This window comes from Sorangiineae bacterium MSr11367, from assembly GCA_037157805.1.
Classification (GTDB): domain Bacteria; phylum Myxococcota_A; class Polyangia; order Polyangiales; family Polyangiaceae; genus Pendulispora; species Pendulispora rubella.
The window spans coordinates 3,744,916-3,763,460 of record CP089983.1; the positions used below are offsets into that span (position 1 = coordinate 3,744,916).

An 18,545-nucleotide genomic window follows, 5' to 3' on the forward strand; every position below is an offset into this window, starting at 1 on the left:
GAACCATGAAACACGCTCCCTCCCTCAGGATGGCGCTTGGCGGTGTGGCGATGGGTGCGGTGGCCGTGCTGGCCATCGCAACCGGCTGCAGCAAGGACAGCGAAGCCGCCCCCGCGCAGGCCAACAAGACCACCGAGAAAGCGCCCGTCGAACAGGTCGCCGCCGGCAACCACATCGAAGGCAAGAACTTCAAGCTCGACGCCACGCCGGAAGGCGACTGCAAAGCCGGCGCGACCTGTGTCGTGGTCCTGCGTCTCGAGGCGGCGGGCGGCTACCACGTCAACAAGGAGTACCCGTACAAGTTCAAGGCGGCGGACTTCGCGGGCATCGAGTTTCAGGGCACCGACGCGGCGGGCAAGAACGTGTTCTCGAAGAACGCGGGCGACTTCAAGATCGACGGCGAGAAGATCGCCACCTTGCGGGTCAAATTCAAGCCGACCGCGAAGGGCAACGTGACCGTCTCGGGCAACTACAAGATGAGCGTGTGCTCCGAGAAGGACTGCCAGATCGAGGCGCAGGAGATCTCGGCCTCCGTCGCCGTCAAGTAGCCGTCAGGTCAACACCGCCTCCGCTGCACGCTCCGCGGCCTTTGCATCGTCCGCGGAGCGACCGATCCCCAGCGCAACGGCGCGGATCGTTCGAAGGAGGTGCGCGGGCTGCGTGGCGGAGTAACCCATGTGGCCCACGCGGAAGTACTTGGCTTTGTTGTCGGGATCGAGCCCGCCCGCGATGATGGCGCCGTTCGCGAGGACGCGCGGAATCGCCGACACGTCGACCCCGTCGGGGTAGCGAATCGCACTGAGCGTGTTCGCGGTGATCTCCTCCCGCGCCGGCACCAAGGTGAGGCCCAGCGAGGCCCACGCAGCACGCATCGCGCGCGCAGCACGCTCGTGCAGGGCGAAGCGGCCGGCCATCCCTTTCGGATCGGAGAGGATTTCCCCGAGGCCCACGGACAGCGCCATGATGAGCGGCGTGGCCGGCGTGGCGAAGTAGCTCGGCTGGCCTGCCTCGTACGCGCGCATGATGGGCAGCCATGAATCGAGGTCCATCGACAGCGGCGGCGCGTGCGTGAGGCGGGCCCGCGCTTCGAGGGCGCGCTCGCTGAAGACGAGCAGCGCGAGGCCCGGCGGCAGGCCGATGGCCTTTTGCGAGGCGGTGAGGTAGACGTCCGCGCCCCACCCGGCCATGTCGAAGCGTTCCGCCGCGGTGGCGCAGACGCCATCGACGATGGAGAGCGCGCCATGGTTTTTCGCGAGTCCAACGAGCGTCTCCGCATCGGCGCGCACGCCGGTGGACGTGTCGACATGGGTCACGAAGACGGCCTTGAACGGCAGCTTCGCCTCCGCCGCGCGGGCCAGGGAGGCCGCCACCTCGGCCGATGCCGGCGCTTCACCGAAGGGCGCCGCGACGACGGTCACCTCGACGGATCGTCGCTTGAGCATGTCCGCCATGCGCGCCGAGAAGTACCCCGTGTGCACGACCAGCGCGCGATCGCCGGGTTGAAGCACGTTGAAGACCGCAATCTCCATGGCCAGCGTGCCGCTTCCCGACACGATGAGCGGCTGGCTCGAAGGACCCGAGAGCCAAACCTCGCGCATGCGGCGAAGCGCGTGACCAAAGGCTGCGATGACGGGCGGCGCGAGATGGCCGGGCGGAGGACCGCTGACGGCTTCGCGTACCGCGTCGGAGATCTCGATGGGCCCGGGAATCATCAACAGCGGTCGTTCGGACATGGGCCGAGTATAGAGGGGATAAGGTGTAGGGGTTAGGGGTTAGGGAGTGGATGTCCTCACTCCGGATCCCGGACTGCTAACCCCGACCAGTTCAGGCCCGCCATCGGAGCAGCAGCGAAAGCCCGTCGAGTAGTCGTGATAGGTGAATCCGTGGGCGATGGTGCGGTAAGCGCAGCCCGTACCGTGCTGCTCGATGTCGAGCCAGTAGCCGCCTTGAAAGGTGCCATTCGGGTCGGCCGTCCACTCGTGAAGGTTTCCGACCATGTCGTAGATGCCGTAGTCGCTGACGCACGCCGGGAAGCTGCCCGTCTTGCCCACCGTGTCGTCGAGCTGGTTCAACCGCGGGTCGTTGAGCTCCGTGAGGAACCATCCGCGTTTCATTTCCTCGGCGTGAAAGACGAGCATGGGCGCCGCGCCGCGGTCGTGGCATGCACCCGGCTTGCGTGTGGCGCCATAGGGAAAAGCGTAGCCCTGGCTGCCTCCGCAGGCCGCGCGCCACTCGACGGGTTGGCACAATCGCTTGCCGGCAGCCTCGCAGGCCGCGGCCGCTTGTGCGCCGCTGATGTAAGCCTGCGGAATGACCCCGGGCAGGCTGCGTGCAATGTACACGTGTCCGGCTTCCGGAATCTCGTAGTGCGGGTGCGCCTGCATCGAGCCATCGATGGTGCGCTCGAAAAGGGAGCCCTCGTACCGGTCGACGCAAAAGCGATCCGCCACCGGCGCCATCTCGACGGGGCACGCCAGCGAGGGGCGCGGTGGCGGGAGCCGGCCGTCTTCGACGGGGTGAAACTTCCCCGGTGCGAACCGCGCGATGACGTTCTCGATGGTCCCCGGCGCCCCCGCCCGCGTGCGGCGCGTCTTCACCGTGAAGGCCGGCGCCAGCGCGGCCAGCGCCGTGCGCACTTGCTCGCGCGAGGCAGGTGGCGCGTCCTCCGGCGTGGCCGCATGCAGCTCGGAGAACGCGGCGCCGAGAAAGACCACGAGGGCGGCCGCGATCCCGATACGCCGTGGGAACATCTGCTTAAGTTGCTACATGTGCCCGCCGCTGGCGAGGACGATTTCGCCGTTGATCATCGTGTTGGCCGCCGACCCGATGAAGACGATGGCCCGCGCCACCTCCTCCGGCTCGGCCAGGCGCCCAATGGGCGAGTTTTTCGCAATGTGCTCCATCACGGCCGCCGGGATGACGCTCTGCATATGGTCCGTCTTGGTGGCGCCGGCCATGACGACGTTGGTCAGGATCCCGTCGGGGGCGAGCTCCCGATAGAGCGCCCGCGTCAATCCATGCAGCGAGGATTTGGCCGCCGAGTAGAAGCCGGAGCCTGGGATGCCATGAAGGGCGAGGCCCGACGAGACATTGACGATGCGCCCCCAACGCCGTTTGCGCATCGAGGGCAGGACGGCCTGGATCGCCACGAAGTGTCCCTCCGAGTTCGAGCGGAAGACGTCGTGCCAGTACGCCGCGGGCACGTCTTCGAAGGGCGGAAGATCGCCCGGCTTGCGCGAACCCCACTCGACGGCATTGTTGACGAGGACGTCGACCCGGCCCCATTCGGCGAGCACCGCATCGACGGCGGCGCGCACCGATTCCCCCGAGGCGAGATCGAGCGGAACGACGAGGGCCTCCCCTCCGATGGCGCGAATGGCCCGTGCCACGGCCACGGCCTTGTCTTCGTAGCGACGGTACGTCACCGCCACGCGTGCCCCCTCGCGCGCAAAGAGCTCGGCCGTCGCGCGGCCAATGCCCTGCGAGCTTCCGGTAACGAGCGCAACGCGCTCGCTGAGTCCTAGATCCATGCGGACGCTCCTTTCCCGCAGCGTGCAGCACCCCGGCCGCACGCTTGATATGTAGCCGGCTAAGTAGTTCCGCGGTCCGGGATCGTCAAGGCTTCGACTTGACGGAAGCGGCATCCCATCCTGAAAGTAAGCTCCGACATGATTCCGTTGGAAGAGCAGGTGACCTTCGCGATGATCCGCGCCATGAAAGCGCACTTTCGGCGCAGCGCACCGCGTCTCGCCGAGCTTGGTCTCCAGCTCGGCCAGGACATGCTTTTGCGGCTGCTCTGGGAGAAGGACGGTCTTTCGCAGTCGGAGCTCATCGCGCGGCTCGGCGTGGAGCCACCGACGGTGACCAAAGCCATCGGCCGGCTCGAGAAGGAAGGCCTGGTCACGCGCCGCCGCGATCCGGACGACGCCCGCGTGTCGCGCGTTCATCTGACGCCCCGCGCGAAGCGGTTGCGCGATCCGGTGATGCAGGTCTGGGCGGACATGGAGGCCCGCGCCCTGGCGGGGCTCTCCGAAGAGGAGCGCCAGACGCTGCGCGCGTTGTCGCTTCGCGTGCGCGCCAACCTGGAGGCACCGTACGAGTAAAGATGGCCTAGCTGTCGCTCCTCCCGAAGTAGCGACTGGGCGGCGCGCCCAGGATGCGGCGGAACATGCTGGTGAATGCGGCGGGGCTGTCGTAGCCCAGCTCGATCGCCACGGTGGTGACGGGCTCGCCGCGCGCAAGGCGGGGGAGCGCGGCAAAGAGGCAGGCCTGCTGCTTCCACGCGGCGAAGCTCATTCCTGTTTCCGCGCGAAAGAGGCGCGTGAAGGCACGGCGGCTCATTCCGAGCTCGGTGCGCACGCCGTCGATCGTATCGTGCGGTGTGGGCTGCTCGAGCAACCGGCTGCAGGTGCGCGCGAGGCGCGCATCGCGCGGGAAGGGGAGCTGGGGCGGGAGCACGGCGGGGAGGCGCCGGATCTCGTGGAGCATCAGGGCCATGAGCAAGCCATCGCGCCCGCCGGGATCGTGTGCGAGGGGCACGTCGATGGCCTCGAGGAGCAGGCTGCGCATCAGCGGCAGCATGCCCAGAACCTGGCACGTGTTCGGCAGGCCCGCGCTCGCCTCCGGCGAGAGAAAGATGCTGCTCGTGCGCAGCGGGCCAAGACTCATCTGCACGCTGTGAACTTCCCCAGCGGGCAGCCATACGGCCCGCTCGGGGGGAACGACCCAGGCGCCATGCTCGGTGGTGACCATCATGGCGCCCGAGGCGCTATAGAGGAGTTGCGAGCGCCGGTGCGAGTGCGGCTTCACCACGTGATGGGCGGGGTAGTCGTTGCCAATCGCGATGACCGCCTGGGGAAGCGTGTCGAACGCCTCGACGTAGGTCGTATTCCTCATGGCCCACTCGCGATATCAGTTGACCCACGCTCGCCGGCAAAGCCCATGCGACACGGTATGTTGGTGCTCGCGGGGGTTTTGCCAAGCAGGCGCCCATCAGGAAAGCCCCTGGTACGAGTGAGCCAATGAACGAAATCGCCGAGACGGCGCTGCCCGAGCCAGCAGCCGCCGCCAGTGCAGTCGATGCCGTTGCTCCCAAGACGTCGGCCGAGAAGACCGCGTTCACCGTTCTGTCCGCCATCAGCTTCTGCCATCTGCTCAACGACATGATGCAGTCGCTGTTGCCGGCGATCTATCCGATGTTGAAGGACTCGTACGATCTCAGCTTCGGCCAGATCGGTTTGCTTACGTTCACGTACCAGCTGACGGCGTCGCTTCTTCAACCGTTGGTCGGATCGTATACGGACCGACATCCCAAACCGTATTCGCTCGCCATCGGTATGGGCTTTAGCCTTTCAGGGCTGTTGATGCTGGCGATGGTCAATCAATATGGCCTGCTCCTCTTGGCGGCATCGCTTCTCGGCACCGGCTCGTCGGTGTTTCACCCGGAGTCCTCGCGTGTGGCGCGCATGGCGTCGGGCGGCCGATATGGCCTCGCGCAATCGGTCTTTCAAGTGGGTGGCAACGTGGGCTCGGCCATTGGGCCGCTGCTCGCTGCGGTGATCATCTTTCCGCGCGGCCGCTCGGCGGTGGCCTGGTTTTCCGTTTGCGCCTTGCTGGGCATGTTCCTTTTGACTCAAGTGGGGCATTGGTACAAAGGCCGCGGCATGGCCCCCCGCAAGGTGGTCGCCGCGGCGAGCCAACCGCTGCCGCCGCGCAAGGTAACGTATGCCATCTTGGTGTTGCTCGCCCTCATCTTTTCCAAATTCTTCTATATGGCGAGCATCACCAGCTATTACACCTTTTATCTGATTAGCCAATTCCACGTATCGGTGCGCGCCGCGCAGATGCATTTGTTCTTTTTCGCGGGCGCCGTGGCCTTGGGGACCATCGTGGGCGGGCCGCTGGGGGATCGTTTTGGGCGCAAGTACATCATTTGGGCGTCCATTCTGGGCGTGCTCCCCTTCACGCTGATTTTGCCTTACGCGAATCTCTTCTGGGTGGGCATCCTCACCGTTCCCATCGGCATCATTCTGGCGTCGGCATTCCCCGCCATCGTGGTGTACGCGCAAGAACTGATGCCCGGCAAAACGGGCACCGTGGCCGGCCTCTTCTTCGGTTTCGCCTTCGGCATGGGCGGCGTCGGCGCCGCCGTCCTGGGCCAATTGGCCGACATGACGAGCATCACCTTCGTCTACCGGGTTTGCTCCTTCCTGCCGCTCATCGGCCTTCTCACGGGATTGTTGCCTAATTTGGAAAAGAAACATCGTTAGCTGGGGCAACGCTCCCTGAGGCTGTTGCCGGGGTCGCGACGTCGCGACTCGTGAGGTGTGACCTCGTGCGCGCAGCCGCATTCTTCCGGGCGGCGCGCATTCGTCTTGGGTGGCGCTCGACTTCCATGACGGAATCTGGAAGGAGTCTCCAGCGAACTTAACAAACTTAGGGAGCAAACGATGGCTTGGCGTAGCTTGGAAATGATCGCCGTCGCGATCATGATGGTGACCGCGTCCGTGGGCCTCATGGGGTGCGAGGAGGACGCGAGTTCGTCGCAACAACCGGATGCGGGGCCGCCGCAGGATGCGAGTCCGCCGCAGGATGCGGTGGCCACACCGGAGTTTCAGCCGGGCCAGGGCACGTTCGACGCGCCGCAGTACGTGACGCTCTCGACCGCCACGGCGGGGGCAACCATCCACTACACTATGGATGGAAGCCCACCCGGCGCGACGTCGGCGGTGTACACGGCTCCGCTCACCATTGCGACAACGACGACCCTGAACGCGATCGCTCGCAAGTCTGGGTCGCCCGATTCGCAGGTCCGAACGGCCACATACACCATCGAAATTCGCCCCAACACGGTCGCGCCCGTGCAATTCGAGCCCAATGCGGGCAACTATTCGAACGACGTTTCGGTAACGCTGAGCAGCGCCACGCCCGGCGCAACCATTTGTTACACGCTCGATGATTCGGCGCCCGCATGCTCGACGGAAGCACGGTGCACCTCGGGTACGGCCTCCGATGGTTCGCCGGTTCCGGTCTCCAAGACGGCCACGCGGATCCGCGCAACTGCTTGCAAAAGCGGCCTGCACGACGCCACGGAGATCCACGCCGACTACACGCTGACGGCGGAAAAGCCGACCTTCGACCCGTTACCGGGGGCGTACGATCCATCGCATCCGGTCCCGGTAAACCTGGCCACTGGCACCAAGGGGGGCGAGATTCATTATACGACCGACGGAACCACTCCGGATTGCACGAGCACGCCGAGCTTTCCCGGAAAAGGGACGATCCCCGCATTCGTGACCGATACCACGGTGCAAGCGCTCACTTGCAAAGCGGGCTACGCGGTCAGTGAAGTCGTCACGATGACCTATTGGGGGGAGACATGTGTCGGTTATTTCTACGTCACCAACCACACCCAGCTCGAAGCGCTGTCGCGTTGCACGGAGATTATCGGCACATTGAACATCGTTGCCGAGGACGTGAGCGATCTGGCGCCGCTGAGCCGCCTGAAGCGCGCCGGCAATGTGTACGTCCGGACGAGCGCACCCACCTTGCGTTCCCTGCACGGTCTCGAGGCATTGACTGCAGTCGACGGCGACTTCGCGATCATGTTCAATTCGGGCCTTCGGAGCCTCGATGGCTTCTCATCCCTGCAGACTGTCGGAGCTGTTTTCACGGTTAGCGGTAACGCCATCCTGGAATGGAACGAGCCCGGAACGCTCGTCAGCCTAGGAGGCTTCGAGCTCGAAGAGCCGGCGCTCAAGCGCATTACCGGCTTTGCTGCCCTGAGGGAGATTCGAGGGCGCTTCGACATGGTTAAGTGCGACTCTCTGACCGAGTTCGCGGGCATGCCCGCGTTGACCACGATTGGGGGGGACGTGAGATTCGAGGGCAACGCCGTGCTCGAACGCGTGACAGGGTTCCCCAACGTGCGCGAAGTGGGGGGCGATTTCAGTGTGGGCGCCGACCACACGCCACTGCATTTCTTGGCGTTTCCGAACCTTACCGCGATCAAAGGGAACGTTTCTGTCTCGTACGCAAATACCCTCGTAGAATTGGATTTTGCGAGCTTGGAGACGATCCACGGGCACATTTCGATTTTCAACGCGCCCGCGTTGACATCGCTCCAGGGCTTTCGCAACGTGAATCACGTTCAGTCCTTGTTGCTATCCGGCGCGCTCGGATTCGCGAACCTGAAGGGACTCGAGCACCTGACGACGATCGACGCTGGCCTCTCCGTGTCGAAAACGACGGATCTCGTCGATCTGAGCGGCCTCGAGAATCTGAGGTCCGCGGGCTCTCTCCGCATCATCGACACGATGCTCCAAAGCCTGCGTGGACTAGAAAAGCTGACGACACTCACCAGTCCTGGCTTCGGCATTTCTCTTCAGGACAACAGCGAGCTCACCGATATCGGGAGCCTCAAAGCACTGACCAAGGTCGGTGGCGAAGTTGACCTTACCCGCAATGCTCGTTTGGGAAGCCTCTCGGGGCTTCGCTCCCTGGAGTCGGTGGGAGGGGCGTTCCGTATCTCCGAGTGCAACGCTCTTCCGAATTTGGCGGGCCTCGAGGCCCTCACATCGATCGGGGGGAACCTCACGGTCTCTTTCAATCGGCCCCTCGTCAGCGTCGATGGCCTCTCCGCACTCGCGCAACTCGGGGGCGGCTTCTCCATGAGCGACAATCAGACGCTGCCGACGTGCCAGCCCGCCAACCTGGCCAACCGACTCAAGTCCGGCGGCTACACGGGCACGGTCGACATCCGAAACAATCGCGGCACCGGCACCTGCAACTGACGCCCCACGGAAGCAAAAGCGTCCACGGCTGCCGGTCTCCTTGTCGGCCCCCTTTCGGCTCTAGCCGTTGGGCCTATTTCGCGTGGTACGAGATGAACTCGAGCAGCGAGCCGTCCGGATCCCGGAAATAGACGCTCGTCCCGTGCCCACGGGACCCGAAGCGCGCGACGGGGCCCACTTCCACCGCAACACCGTGGCGCACCAGATGCTCTTGCGCTTCCTCGATGGGGCCCGCCCACTCGAAGCAGATATCGCTGCCGCCCGGCGGCACCGGAATGCGCGCGACCGGGGCGCCATGAAGGCCGGCACCGCGCACGTTCAACTGTTGCTCACCGATTCGGTACATCCACCCGACGGGACGCTCGATGAGCTCCGCATCGAGCACGTCTCGGTAGAACGCATTCGAGCGCTCCCAGTCGGAGACATGAATGACCACATGATCGAGCCGGATGCGTCCCATGGTGCGCAGCATAGGGGCTCCTGCCATGGGAAGCCCATCGCCAATTTCGCGCGGTGCGCTACAGGTCGTCTTGCCCCCGCGTCTGCGGGAAGCCCATGGCCCATTTCGCGTACCACCTTGCATGGCTTCTTACCCGCGTCTCGTCTCCTCGCTCGCCGTCGTCGCCACGGCACTCGCCATCGCCTCATCCGGCTCCGCCGAGAGCCCCCGCGCGCTCTCGCCGGATGTCCTCGATGTGCACATCAACGTGAGCAACAGCTGCCGCACCCGTGTCACGCCGCCTTCGTACGGTGTCTCGGCCGGCTCCACGTTCACCGTGAATTGGATCAACGAGGCCAGTAGCGAATACCCCGTCGACATCGACAAAGTCGATCGCTTCAACACGGTGCCCATCGTGCTCGGGCTCGAGCCTGGGCAGAGCTACCACGATGACATTCGCGCATGGTGCGGCGAGTACACCGGCGCGTTCTCGTTCCGAATCACGAGCCCCTGCGACAAAATCTACATCCCGGTCGACTGCAGCGCACATTGAGACCGCGCGCCTGGCTCGTGGAGGAGCACCCGTTCAATGACGAGCTCGTCGCCCAGATGATGAAGCGCGGAGTTTACCTGATCAACACCGCCTCGCGGAAAGGATCTGTGGCCGCGATGCCGTTCGTGCGCGCGCTCGAGAGCAAGGACCATCCTTGGCGCACGATGCCACACCATGGAATGACGGCCCGGGCGATGCGACGAAAGGCTCGGAAGGCGCGGCACGTTTCAAGAAAAATTGAAGCACTCCTCCGACGGCAGCATTGGGGCTAGTATTTTGAAGCACCCATGACTGACGAAAAGAACGAGCTTCAACCCGGATCGATCGCGGACGGGGATTTGAGCGCGGAGATCCGCCGTGTGGCGGAAAACGTAGAACGCCGCTTCCAGACGGGCCGGCGCGTTCTTTCGTTCGCGGAGTACCTCGACCTGTTCGCGACCGATCCGGTGCGCTATGCGCGCGACGCGAGTCGCTACCTGCGTGACGTGTTCGATCACTACGGCACCACGAAGATCGAGCATCCCTGGGGCAAGTTCACCCGGTACAACTTGTTCGATATGCCGTGGGACGGCGGCGGGCCGGGCAAGCCCCTCCCGCGCGGCGCGCTCATCGGACAGGAACCGGTTCAGGAAGAGATTTACCGCTCGCTGTCCAACTTCGCGCGCGAAGGCAGGCCGAGCCGCCTCGTGCTCTTGCATGGGCCCAACGGTTCGGCCAAGAGCACCATCGTTGGCTGCTTGATGCGCGCGCTGGAGAATTACTCGTCGCTCGACGTGGGGGCGCTCTACCGCTTCAACTGGGTCTTCCCCTCGAACAAGACCGTCCGCGGATCGCTCGGCTTCGGCAAAAAGTCCGAGGGCGGTGTGACCGACACGTTCGCCCACCTCGCCGACGACGAAATCGACGCGAAGCTCCTCGTGGAGGTGCGCGACCATCCCTTGTTCCTGTTCCCGCTGGAGGAGCGCAAGGCCCTCTTGGAGCGGCTTTTCGCCGCCGCGGGCGAGCCGCCGAGCGACTGGATCCTGCGCGGGCAGCTCTCGCACAAGAGCCAGCAAGTCTTCGAGGCGCTTCTCTCGAGTTACGGCGGCTCGTACACGGAAGTACTCAAGCACGTCCAGGTGGAGCGCTACTTCATCTCGCAACGCTACCGCACCGGCGCCGTCACCATCGGCCCGCAGATGAGCGTGGACGCGGGCGAGCGGCAGATCACGGCGGACCGTTCGCTGGCCGCACTGCCGGCATCGCTGCAGGCCGTCACCTTGTACGAGGCCAAGGGGGAGTTGATCGAGGCGGCGGGCGGCCTTCTCGAGTTCAGCGATCTCTTGAAGCGGCCGCTCGATGCGTTCAAGTACCTGCAGCTCTCCGTCGAGACCGGGGAGGTGGCGCTGACGCAGCAGAACGTGCAGCTCAATTGCGTCATGATGGGGAGCGCGAACGAGCTCCACCTCGACGCCTTCCGCGAGCACCCGGAGTTCGCTAGCTTTCGCGGCCGCCTGGAGCTGATTCGCACGCCGTACCTGCGAAGCTACATCCAGGAGCAAACCATCTACGACGCGCACGTCGCGCCGCAGGTGCAGCGCCACGTCGCGCCGCACGCCACCATGATGGCGTCCATGTTTGCGGTGCTCACGCGCATGCGCAAACCGAACCCCGACCGCTACGGCCGGCAGCTCGGTGCCGCGCTTTCCAGCCTTTCCGCCGTGGAAAAGCTCGACCTCTACGCCACCGGTCGCATCCCGGAGCGGCTCGACGCGGACGCCCAGAAGACGCTGCGCGCGAACGTGCCCGACGTCTTCGACGAAAGCGATCCGTACCCCATCTACGAGGGCCGCATCGGCGCGAGCCCGCGCGAGATGCGTGTGGTGCTGCTCGATGCGGCGCAGTCGCCCAAGTACAAGTGCCTCTCGCCCATCGCGGTGCTCGAGGAAATCGAGAACTTGTGCCAGCGGCGCGGGGAGTTCGAGTGGCTGCAGCAAGAGGCCATCGCGGGCGGCTACCACGACGTGCGCGCGTTCCAGGAGGCGCTCCACGGCCGGCTGCTCGATAGCTGGGAACACGAGCTTTACTCGACCAGCGGTCTGGTCGACGACGAGCGCTACGCCGAGCTTTTCGAGCGGTACATCCAGCACGTCAGCATGTGGGTCAAGAAGGAGCGGGTCCGCAACCGCGTGACGGGTGACTACGAGGAGCCCGACGAGAAGGTGATGCGCGAGGTGGAGCGCCTCCTCGACGTGAAGGGCGAGCCGCAGGAAATGCGCAAGCAGATGATCAGCGCCGTCGCCGCGTGGGCCATCGACCACCCGGGGCAGAAGGTGGAGCCGTCCATCGTCTTCCCGCACCATTTGAAGCGGATGCGCGACAGCATCTTCGGCGAGCGGCGCCCGGCGGTGGCGCAGCGGGCGCGGGACATCGAGCGGCTCGTGCGCGACGAAGGTACCGGGCTGGACGATTTGCGGAAGCGCAATTCGGAGCAGACCATCGAGCGCCTCATCGCGCGATTTGGCTATTGCCGAGAGTGCGCCGCGGATGCGATGAGCGTCCTCGTACGGCGCCGCTTCGGCGACGTTTCCTAGAACCAGAGCGCAGTTTTTCCTACATGAGCATGGTCATCAGTTCGCTGGAAGCCCCGGCTGTGCCGAAGTTCGTCCTGACGCGTGAAGTGCGCGCGCTGGCGCTTCCGGCCATTTTGCATTCGCTCCTGCATACGATGGTCTTCGTCGTCGACCGGATCATGCTCGGGCACCATTCGTCGACGTCGCTGTCGGCGATGCAAATTGCCGGCACCATCGAATGGTCCGTGTGGAGTGTCTTCGCCTCGTTCGAGGTGGGGACCATCGCGCGCGTCGGCTTTCACGTCGGCGCAGGCGACACCGAGCGCTCGCGCCGCGCGGCCGTCTCCTCGCTCTTGACGGCGCTCGGCATGGGCGCGCTGCTCGCGGTGCTCTCGCCGCTGTTCTTGTCGCGTCTTTCGATCCTCGCGCCGAAGTCGTCGCCGGAGGTGGTGCTCGCTGCGCGCGATTACCTCGAGGTGGCCATGGGGGCCTCGCCCGTGGTCTTCGTGGCCACCGCGGGCATCGCCATTTTGCAAGCGGGCGGCGATACACGAACACCGCTGGCCATCGGCATCTTCTCCAATTTGGTGCACATTGCACTCAATCGCGTGCTCATTCTGGGTGGCTTCGGCCTGCCCGCCATGGGGACGCGCGGTTGCGCCATCAGCACCGCGCTGACCTTCGGGCTGGAGTCCGTGCTGATCATCGCCGCGCTGCTCCAGGTGCGCTCGAAGCGACGGGTCACCCTGCGTGGACCCATCGCGGGCGCCTCGGACTACGTGTTCGAGGCGAAGGACATGGCGCACGTCGCCGTGCCTTCGCTGTTGGAGCGCATCCTCTACCAGACGGGGTTCATGTGCTTCGTGGCCATCACCACGCGCCTCGGCGACGCCTCGATGGCGGCGTACCAGGCCTTGATGGCCATTGAGTCCATCTGCTGGCTCTCGGCCGACGGCTTCGGCGTCGCCGCCGCGTCGATGGCCGCGCAGAAGCTGGGCGCGCGAAGGCCCGCGGAGGCCGAGACCAGCGCGAGGATCGCGGCGCGCGACGCCATTTTGCTCCTGTGCGCATACGGCGCGCTGTTCGCGCTGTTTCGGGTGCCCATCTTGCGCGCGTTCACCTCGGATCCGCTGGTCATTGCCATCGGAGCCGGGGCGCTTCCCGTGCTGGCATTGGCGCAGCCGTTCATGGCCAGCACCATCGTCACCGGCCAAGCGCTGCGCGGGGCAGGCTTCACGCGCGACGTACTGTACATCAGTGCCTTTGGCTCCCTGGTCGCCCGCCTTGCCTGCACGTGGTTGTTCGCCATCACGCTGGACCTGGGCATGATCGGCGTCATCATCGGCTCCACCGCGGACTGGCTTGCGCGCTCCGTGCTGCTGGCCATCGTGGGGCGCAAGCGCGCTTCGACTATAAAGGTAAACTAGGGCCGTGACTGCACTCGTCGATACCCATTGCCATCTGGATCCAAGCTATTTCCCCGACGGGGGCGATCTCGCGATCGCACGGGCGCGGGAGGCCGGTGTCTCCGGCTTCGTCGTCGTGGGGGTGGGCCAAGATCTCGCGCCCGCGAGGCACGCCGTCGCCTTGGCGCACGCGCGAGGGGATCATGTGGCGGCCGTGGTGGGCGTCCACCCGCACGACGCGATCACGCTGAATGACGATTCCCTGGCCGAGCTGCAAGGCCTCGCGCGCGATCCTGCAGTGGTCGCGGTGGGCGAAATCGGCCTCGATTACCACTACGACCACTCGCCGCGGGAGGTGCAACGCACGGCGTTCGCGCGCCTCGTCGGCCTCGCGCGCGAGGTGAACAAGCCCATCGTGATCCACACGCGCGAGGCGCCGCAAGACACGCTGGACATCCTGGAGGCCGAGGGGGCGCGGGACGTGGGCGGCGTGATCCACTGCTTCAGCGAGGATCGCGCGTTCGCCGAGCGCGCGCTGGCGCTGGGCTTTTACCTGTCGTTCTCGGGCATCGTGACCTTCAAGGGCGCCAAGAGCGTGCACGACGTGGCCGCGTGGGCGCCGGAAGACCGCATCTTGGTCGAGACCGACAGCCCCTACTTGGCCCCGGTCCCGCTCCGCGGAAAATCATGTGAGCCCGCGTATGTGATCCACACTGCGCAACGCCTTGCCGAGCTGCGCAAGGTCGATCCCTCGCGCATCGCCGAGGTCACCAGCGCCAACGCCGCGCGCATTTTTCGTCGGGCTTTTCCCGTATAACGCGCGATCCCTCGGCCCCCCCTGGCATCCTTTTCAGAGCGCGCGCATACTTTGCTCGCGCGCCGTCTTCGATGCCTCGATCGCCGCTACCCCCAAAAACCCACAAAATGGTTCAGCCCCTTAGTTGGGGCGCCTCCATCGTCGTCCATGTCGGGATCGCCTTTGGCGTCGCATGGCTCGCGTTTCGCTCGCTTCACGCGCAGGAGGTAAGCGCGGCCGAGCTGCCGCCCCCCGAGACCATCGTCGCGGTGGAATTGCCCGTCGTCTCCGAGGGCACGCTGGTCGATGAGCAAGTCATCGAGCAGCAGGGCACCTTGCCGCACCCGTCCGGCGGTGCCTCCGTCCCGCGCATCGACGATGGGCATGCAGGTCACGGCGGCACGGGCCGCGTGGCCGCACCCGCGACGCACTTGAGCGATCGCGATGAAAAGGTCGCGCTCACGCCGGATCTCGTGAGCCATCTGGATCGCGATCAGCAGCAGCGCCTCCGCACCGCGTCCGATCGCGCTTCCTGGGAAGATCGCCGTTCGACGACGCACCCGATGGAGCTCACGTTCCTCGCGTCGGGCACGGGCGATCGCCCCGAGCGCCGAGTTCCCGCCCCGAGCGATCCGAGTTCCGGTGCGCGCTGGGCGCACATGCCCGAGGTCGCGGGGGCGCACCTCGGCGCCGAAGAGCAGCCCGTCGGCCCGGATGCGCAGCGCGCCGAGGTGGGCTCCGCACACCGCGGCTCGCGCGAAAGCTCACCCGGCATCGGCGTCGACGACGGCCGCATCGGCCCAGACCATCGCGTGTCCGCACACGTGGCGCTCGGCCGCCCGTCGGTGACCTTGGGCCCCGTCACCATCCCCGCCACTGAGCATTCGCGCGAGCGCGACGACGTGGACAGCGACCAATCCGTCGCGCGCGCCGTGCAATCCATCGTGCACGCGAGCACCGCCGGCGGCCAGACGGGGGAGGGGAACGGCGGCACCTCCGGCGGCGGCGCACCGGGAGCGGGCGCGCCGACGGGCATCGGTTCGCATGCGCGCCCGCTGGGCATCGGCGAGGGCGACTACTTCGACCTGGAGACCAGCGATCCGCGTTTGATGCCGTACTTCCGCCGCCTGCGCTCGAAACTGGATCCGCTGTGGGCCAACGCCTTCCCGCGCAGCGCGCTGCTCGAGCTCAAACAGGGCATGGTCATTTTCGAGTTCACCATCGAGCGCGATGGCTCTGCCCGCGTGAGCTGGCCGCCCGTCCGCCCCAGCGGCATCGACGAGTTCGATCGCAACGTCGCCGCGGCCATCCGCAAGGCCTCGCCCTTCGATCCGCTTCCCCGCGAACTCGGCACGCGGCTCCGCGTCCGCGCGCCGTTCAGCGCGAACAACCCGATTGTGAAATAGGTCAAATCGCGGCGCGGACCTCGTAGAGGTTCACCTTGTACGCATCGACGATGTGCCGGTTGAGGAGGCGCATCAGGGGCATCAGCCGGCGAAAGACGAAAGGCATCTTCGGCTTGATGGGATCCTGCGGATTGGCAAACGTCCGCGAATCGACCAAACGCAGGCCACCTCCAAAGCGCTCGACCTCGCGCGGATCGTCACAGGCCCACGAGAACTTCGCCTCCATGTTCTTCATGACGGCGTGCTTGCGCTGGTTGTTCACCATGTAGTCGCCGGCCGTGTCCAAGGCGACGTGCGAGCCGGGAAACGCCTGGCCGATGCGCGACACCGCGCGCTTCACGTCGGCCTCCGCGATGTAGAGGAGCACGGCCTCGATGACGAAGAAGTAGGGGCCAGGAAAGGCTTTGACGGCCTCGAACCACGTTTCCTCGAGCACCGAGGCGGGGATCTGCTTGCGCCGCTCCGAGTCGGTGAAGAACTTTTTCCGCAGCTCCATCGAATCGGGCAAATCGATGTCGACCCAGTGGACCTTGCCATTGTCCAGGCGCTCGAAGCGCGTGTTGAGCCCCGCGCCGATCTCGATGACCGTGCCGGAGGGATGCTCGGCGAGGAACTGCTTGATCCACTCGTCGAACATCGCCGTCCGCAGGACGGAGCCGAAAAGCGTCATGTAGCTATCGAACTTGCGAAAGTCGTAGTCGATGGATTCGACTATCTCCACGGCCTTGCGATCGACCAAGAGGCCGCGCTTTTTCTTCGACTCCACCGCGCGCCCATACAGCGGAATGAGCAACGTTTCCTGAACGGACCCAAGCGACACCGCGTGCGTTTTCATGAGAGGTGACCCTCACCATAGGGGCTGTAAATGAAAACGCAAGTCAATTGCGTCTATGCGAGAGAACGCACGGGGGTGGAGCTGCGGCGGCGCGCCACGTCGATGCCGCTTCCCATGGGCAATGCGACCGATTCCATATCGGGCTTGCTGCGGACGAGCTTCTGATATTTCTGCGCGTCGGGCCGTGACTCCACCGGATAGAGCATGTTGTCCGCCACGACGATGCCCTCGTCCGCGAGCTTCGGATGCACCAGCTCGAAGCAAGGCTCGTAGAGCACCTTCCAACAATCGATCAACACTAGGTCGATTGGCCCGGCGAGGGAGGGAAGGTGGTCGAAGACATCGCCCACGTGAAATTGTACGAAGCCGTCCAACCCCACGCTGCGCAGCTTTTCCTGCGCATACTCGACCTTGGAACTGGAAAGCTCGAAGCTGTGCACCTTGCCACCGGTGAGCCGCGCGGCATCCGCCAGCCACAGCGTGGAGTAGCCGTACGATGCGCCGATCTCCACGACACAGGTGGCCCTCGATGACTTGACCAGGGTATGCAGGAACTTCCCGGTGTCAGGTCCGACGGGGATGAGAAATTCGTCGATGCGCCGTTCCAATTCCTCGCTGGGCAAGCTGCGGAGTACACTGGCTTCGGCGGCCGCACGCTCTTCGTACGATTCGAGAATCTTCTGAAGCTTCGGATCCATTCGTCACCTCTGCGAGAGGTCTTGGGTGATCGCGTTGGTTTCGTCAACCACCCAATCGACCCGCTCGAGCGCCTGGCACCGCGGCCAAATCGCGGTCGAGTTCCGCCTCGCGCGCTTCGCGCTGTGCCGGCGTGGCGAAGGGCACCGCGGCCAATTCCTCCGTCGTGGCCCGGGCCACGCGGCTCACGCCCTCGAGGTCGAGTACCCCGGATGCGTGGGCGGCCATCGCGGCGCCGGTGTACGTGTCGAAGAGGTGGATGCGCTTCTCCGCGAGCTCGCGCCGCCGTGCTTCGGGAGTGGCCACGACATCGTGGATGAACACCGCCTGCACCCCGGAGGCTTCTGCATCGCCCAGGAGCATTTCGCCAAAGGCGATATCGCCTTGTCCGCTGTCGCCGACGAAGACGAACCGATGATGCGGATAGAGCGCGCGAAACTCGACGAAGTTCTCGTACTTCTTCGCCGCGATGCGGTCGTTGCCAAGGAGGTGCGAAAACGATCCACAGAGCACGGTGCACTTCGCAATGCCGCGTGCGCGAAGGGATGCGATGGCCGCGTTCTCCACGAAGCCCGTGCGATCCCCGGGACGCGCCGAGACGAACACCAGGCCGCCACCCAGTGCCTCGTAGAAGGCCACGACCCCCGGGTACACCGTTTTCTTCGGGTACCGCGTATCCTTCCAATTCGCATAGAAGGTGTCGTCGATGTCGCTCAGCACCTTGAAGCTCGGGGCCGCAGGTGCCTCGCCGGCGGTGGTACGAAAGTGCGCGAGAATCGCCGCACGCACCGCGGCATCGTCGATGTCGCGGTAGAGCAGCTGGTGGAGATCGCGGTAGCTCGAGCCATCGTCGATGGCATCCTTCAGGGCGCCGAGTGCATCGCCGGTGGTGGCGATGAAGATGTCCCGCACGAACTGTTCTTCGTCGCGGCCCGTGCGCCCGCGCTGCAGTGCATCGATGAGCTGTGCGCGCTCGGCCACATTCAGGGCCGCGAGCGCGTCGTTTCGTTCCACGGCCGATGCCGCGGTCAGCATCGCGAGGGTCTTCGCCAAGTCCATGTCGGATCCCC

17 protein-coding genes are annotated in these 18,545 nt (G+C 65.3%); 9 read left to right on the plus strand and 8 right to left on the minus strand.

The annotated features are described in order from the left end of the window. Positions 1 to 5 precede the first annotated feature (5 nt). The gene (locus LVJ94_15045; GenBank protein WXB08550.1) at positions 6 to 548 is read left to right on the plus strand and encodes a hypothetical protein; all 543 of its coding nucleotides are present in this window, start codon (positions 6 to 8) and stop codon (positions 546 to 548) included. 3 nt (positions 549 to 551) lie between these two features. Here LVJ94_15045 and LVJ94_15050 read toward each other — a convergent pair whose 3' ends face one another. The 3 genes from LVJ94_15050 to LVJ94_15060 are packed head-to-tail and all read right to left on the minus strand — an operon-like array spanning position 552 to position 3,530. Next, a complete protein-coding gene (locus LVJ94_15050) occupies positions 552 to 1,733 on the minus strand; it encodes an aminotransferase class V-fold PLP-dependent enzyme (protein WXB08551.1) in 1,182 nt (393 codons plus the stop codon). Between the two features lie 39 nt (positions 1,734 to 1,772). Continuing rightward, complete coding sequence (locus LVJ94_15055) at positions 1,773 to 2,750, minus strand: formylglycine-generating enzyme family protein (GenBank protein ID WXB08552.1); 978 nt, start codon at positions 2,748 to 2,750, stop codon at positions 1,773 to 1,775. A 12-nt stretch (positions 2,751 to 2,762) separates the two neighbouring features. Continuing rightward, positions 2,763 to 3,530 carry an SDR family oxidoreductase gene (locus LVJ94_15060; protein WXB08553.1) on the minus strand — a complete coding sequence of 256 codons (768 nt, stop codon included), beginning with the start codon at positions 3,528 to 3,530 and terminating at the stop codon, positions 2,763 to 2,765. Between the two features lie 138 nt (positions 3,531 to 3,668). On the opposite strand from LVJ94_15060, the gene LVJ94_15065 reads away from it, so the two are divergent. Beyond that, positions 3,669 to 4,103, plus strand: a complete 435-nt coding sequence (locus LVJ94_15065) for a MarR family transcriptional regulator (GenBank protein WXB08554.1) — start codon at positions 3,669 to 3,671, stop codon at positions 4,101 to 4,103. Between the two features lie 7 nt (positions 4,104 to 4,110). Here the strand turns inward: LVJ94_15065 and LVJ94_15070 are convergent, their stop codons facing one another. After that, positions 4,111 to 4,896, minus strand: a complete 786-nt coding sequence (locus tag LVJ94_15070) for a helix-turn-helix transcriptional regulator (GenBank protein WXB08555.1) — start codon at positions 4,894 to 4,896, stop codon at positions 4,111 to 4,113. A gap of 134 nt (positions 4,897 to 5,030) precedes the next feature. Between LVJ94_15070 and LVJ94_15075 the strand changes: the two genes are divergently transcribed. Together LVJ94_15075 and LVJ94_15080 are read left to right on the plus strand one after the other, a co-directional pair. Continuing rightward, a complete protein-coding gene (locus LVJ94_15075; GenBank protein ID WXB10717.1) occupies positions 5,031 to 6,269 on the plus strand; it encodes an MFS transporter in 1,239 nt (412 codons plus the stop codon). Positions 6,270 to 6,449: 180 nt separating this feature from the next. Next, positions 6,450 to 8,792 carry a chitobiase/beta-hexosaminidase C-terminal domain-containing protein gene (locus LVJ94_15080; GenBank protein ID WXB08556.1) on the plus strand — a complete coding sequence of 781 codons (2,343 nt, stop codon included), beginning with the start codon at positions 6,450 to 6,452 and terminating at the stop codon, positions 8,790 to 8,792. 73 nt (positions 8,793 to 8,865) lie between these two features. Here the strand turns inward: LVJ94_15080 and LVJ94_15085 are convergent, their stop codons facing one another. After that, positions 8,866 to 9,279, minus strand: coding sequence for a VOC family protein (locus LVJ94_15085; GenBank protein WXB08557.1), 414 nt, complete (start codon positions 9,277 to 9,279; stop codon positions 8,866 to 8,868). Between the two features lie 94 nt (positions 9,280 to 9,373). Here LVJ94_15085 and LVJ94_15090 point away from each other — a divergent pair, with 94 nt between their 5' ends. From LVJ94_15090 to LVJ94_15110, 5 genes are all read left to right on the plus strand, one after another. Then, positions 9,374 to 9,784, plus strand: coding sequence for a hypothetical protein (locus LVJ94_15090; GenBank protein ID WXB08558.1), 411 nt, complete (start codon positions 9,374 to 9,376; stop codon positions 9,782 to 9,784). Positions 9,785 to 10,071: 287 nt separating this feature from the next. Beyond that, on the plus strand, positions 10,072 to 12,357 hold the full coding sequence (locus LVJ94_15095; GenBank protein ID WXB08559.1) for a serine protein kinase PrkA: 2,286 nt from the start codon (positions 10,072 to 10,074) through the stop codon (positions 12,355 to 12,357). Positions 12,358 to 12,380: 23 nt separating this feature from the next. Beyond that, positions 12,381 to 13,763: an MATE family efflux transporter gene (locus tag LVJ94_15100; protein WXB08560.1), complete on the plus strand. Its 1,383-nt coding sequence runs from the start codon at positions 12,381 to 12,383 to the stop codon at positions 13,761 to 13,763. Between the two features lie 4 nt (positions 13,764 to 13,767). Next, complete coding sequence (locus tag LVJ94_15105; GenBank protein WXB08561.1) at positions 13,768 to 14,559, plus strand: TatD family hydrolase; 792 nt, start codon at positions 13,768 to 13,770, stop codon at positions 14,557 to 14,559. 107 nt (positions 14,560 to 14,666) lie between these two features. Then, on the plus strand, positions 14,667 to 15,944 hold the full coding sequence (locus LVJ94_15110) for a TonB C-terminal domain-containing protein (protein WXB08562.1): 1,278 nt from the start codon (positions 14,667 to 14,669) through the stop codon (positions 15,942 to 15,944). A 1-nt stretch (position 15,945) separates the two neighbouring features. Here the strand turns inward: LVJ94_15110 and LVJ94_15115 are convergent, their stop codons facing one another. Genes LVJ94_15115 through LVJ94_15125 form a run of 3 tightly spaced genes read right to left on the minus strand, consistent with a single transcriptional unit; the run spans position 15,946 to position 18,534 of the window. Further along, a complete protein-coding gene (locus LVJ94_15115; GenBank protein WXB08563.1) occupies positions 15,946 to 16,779 on the minus strand; it encodes a class I SAM-dependent methyltransferase in 834 nt (277 codons plus the stop codon). Between the two features lie 53 nt (positions 16,780 to 16,832). Then, a complete protein-coding gene (locus tag LVJ94_15120) occupies positions 16,833 to 17,477 on the minus strand; it encodes a class I SAM-dependent methyltransferase (GenBank protein ID WXB08564.1) in 645 nt (214 codons plus the stop codon). 43 nt (positions 17,478 to 17,520) lie between these two features. Further along, entirely contained in the window at positions 17,521 to 18,534 is a 1,014-nt protein-coding gene (locus tag LVJ94_15125) for an App1 family protein (protein WXB08565.1), read from the minus strand. Positions 18,535 to 18,545 lie beyond the last annotated feature (11 nt).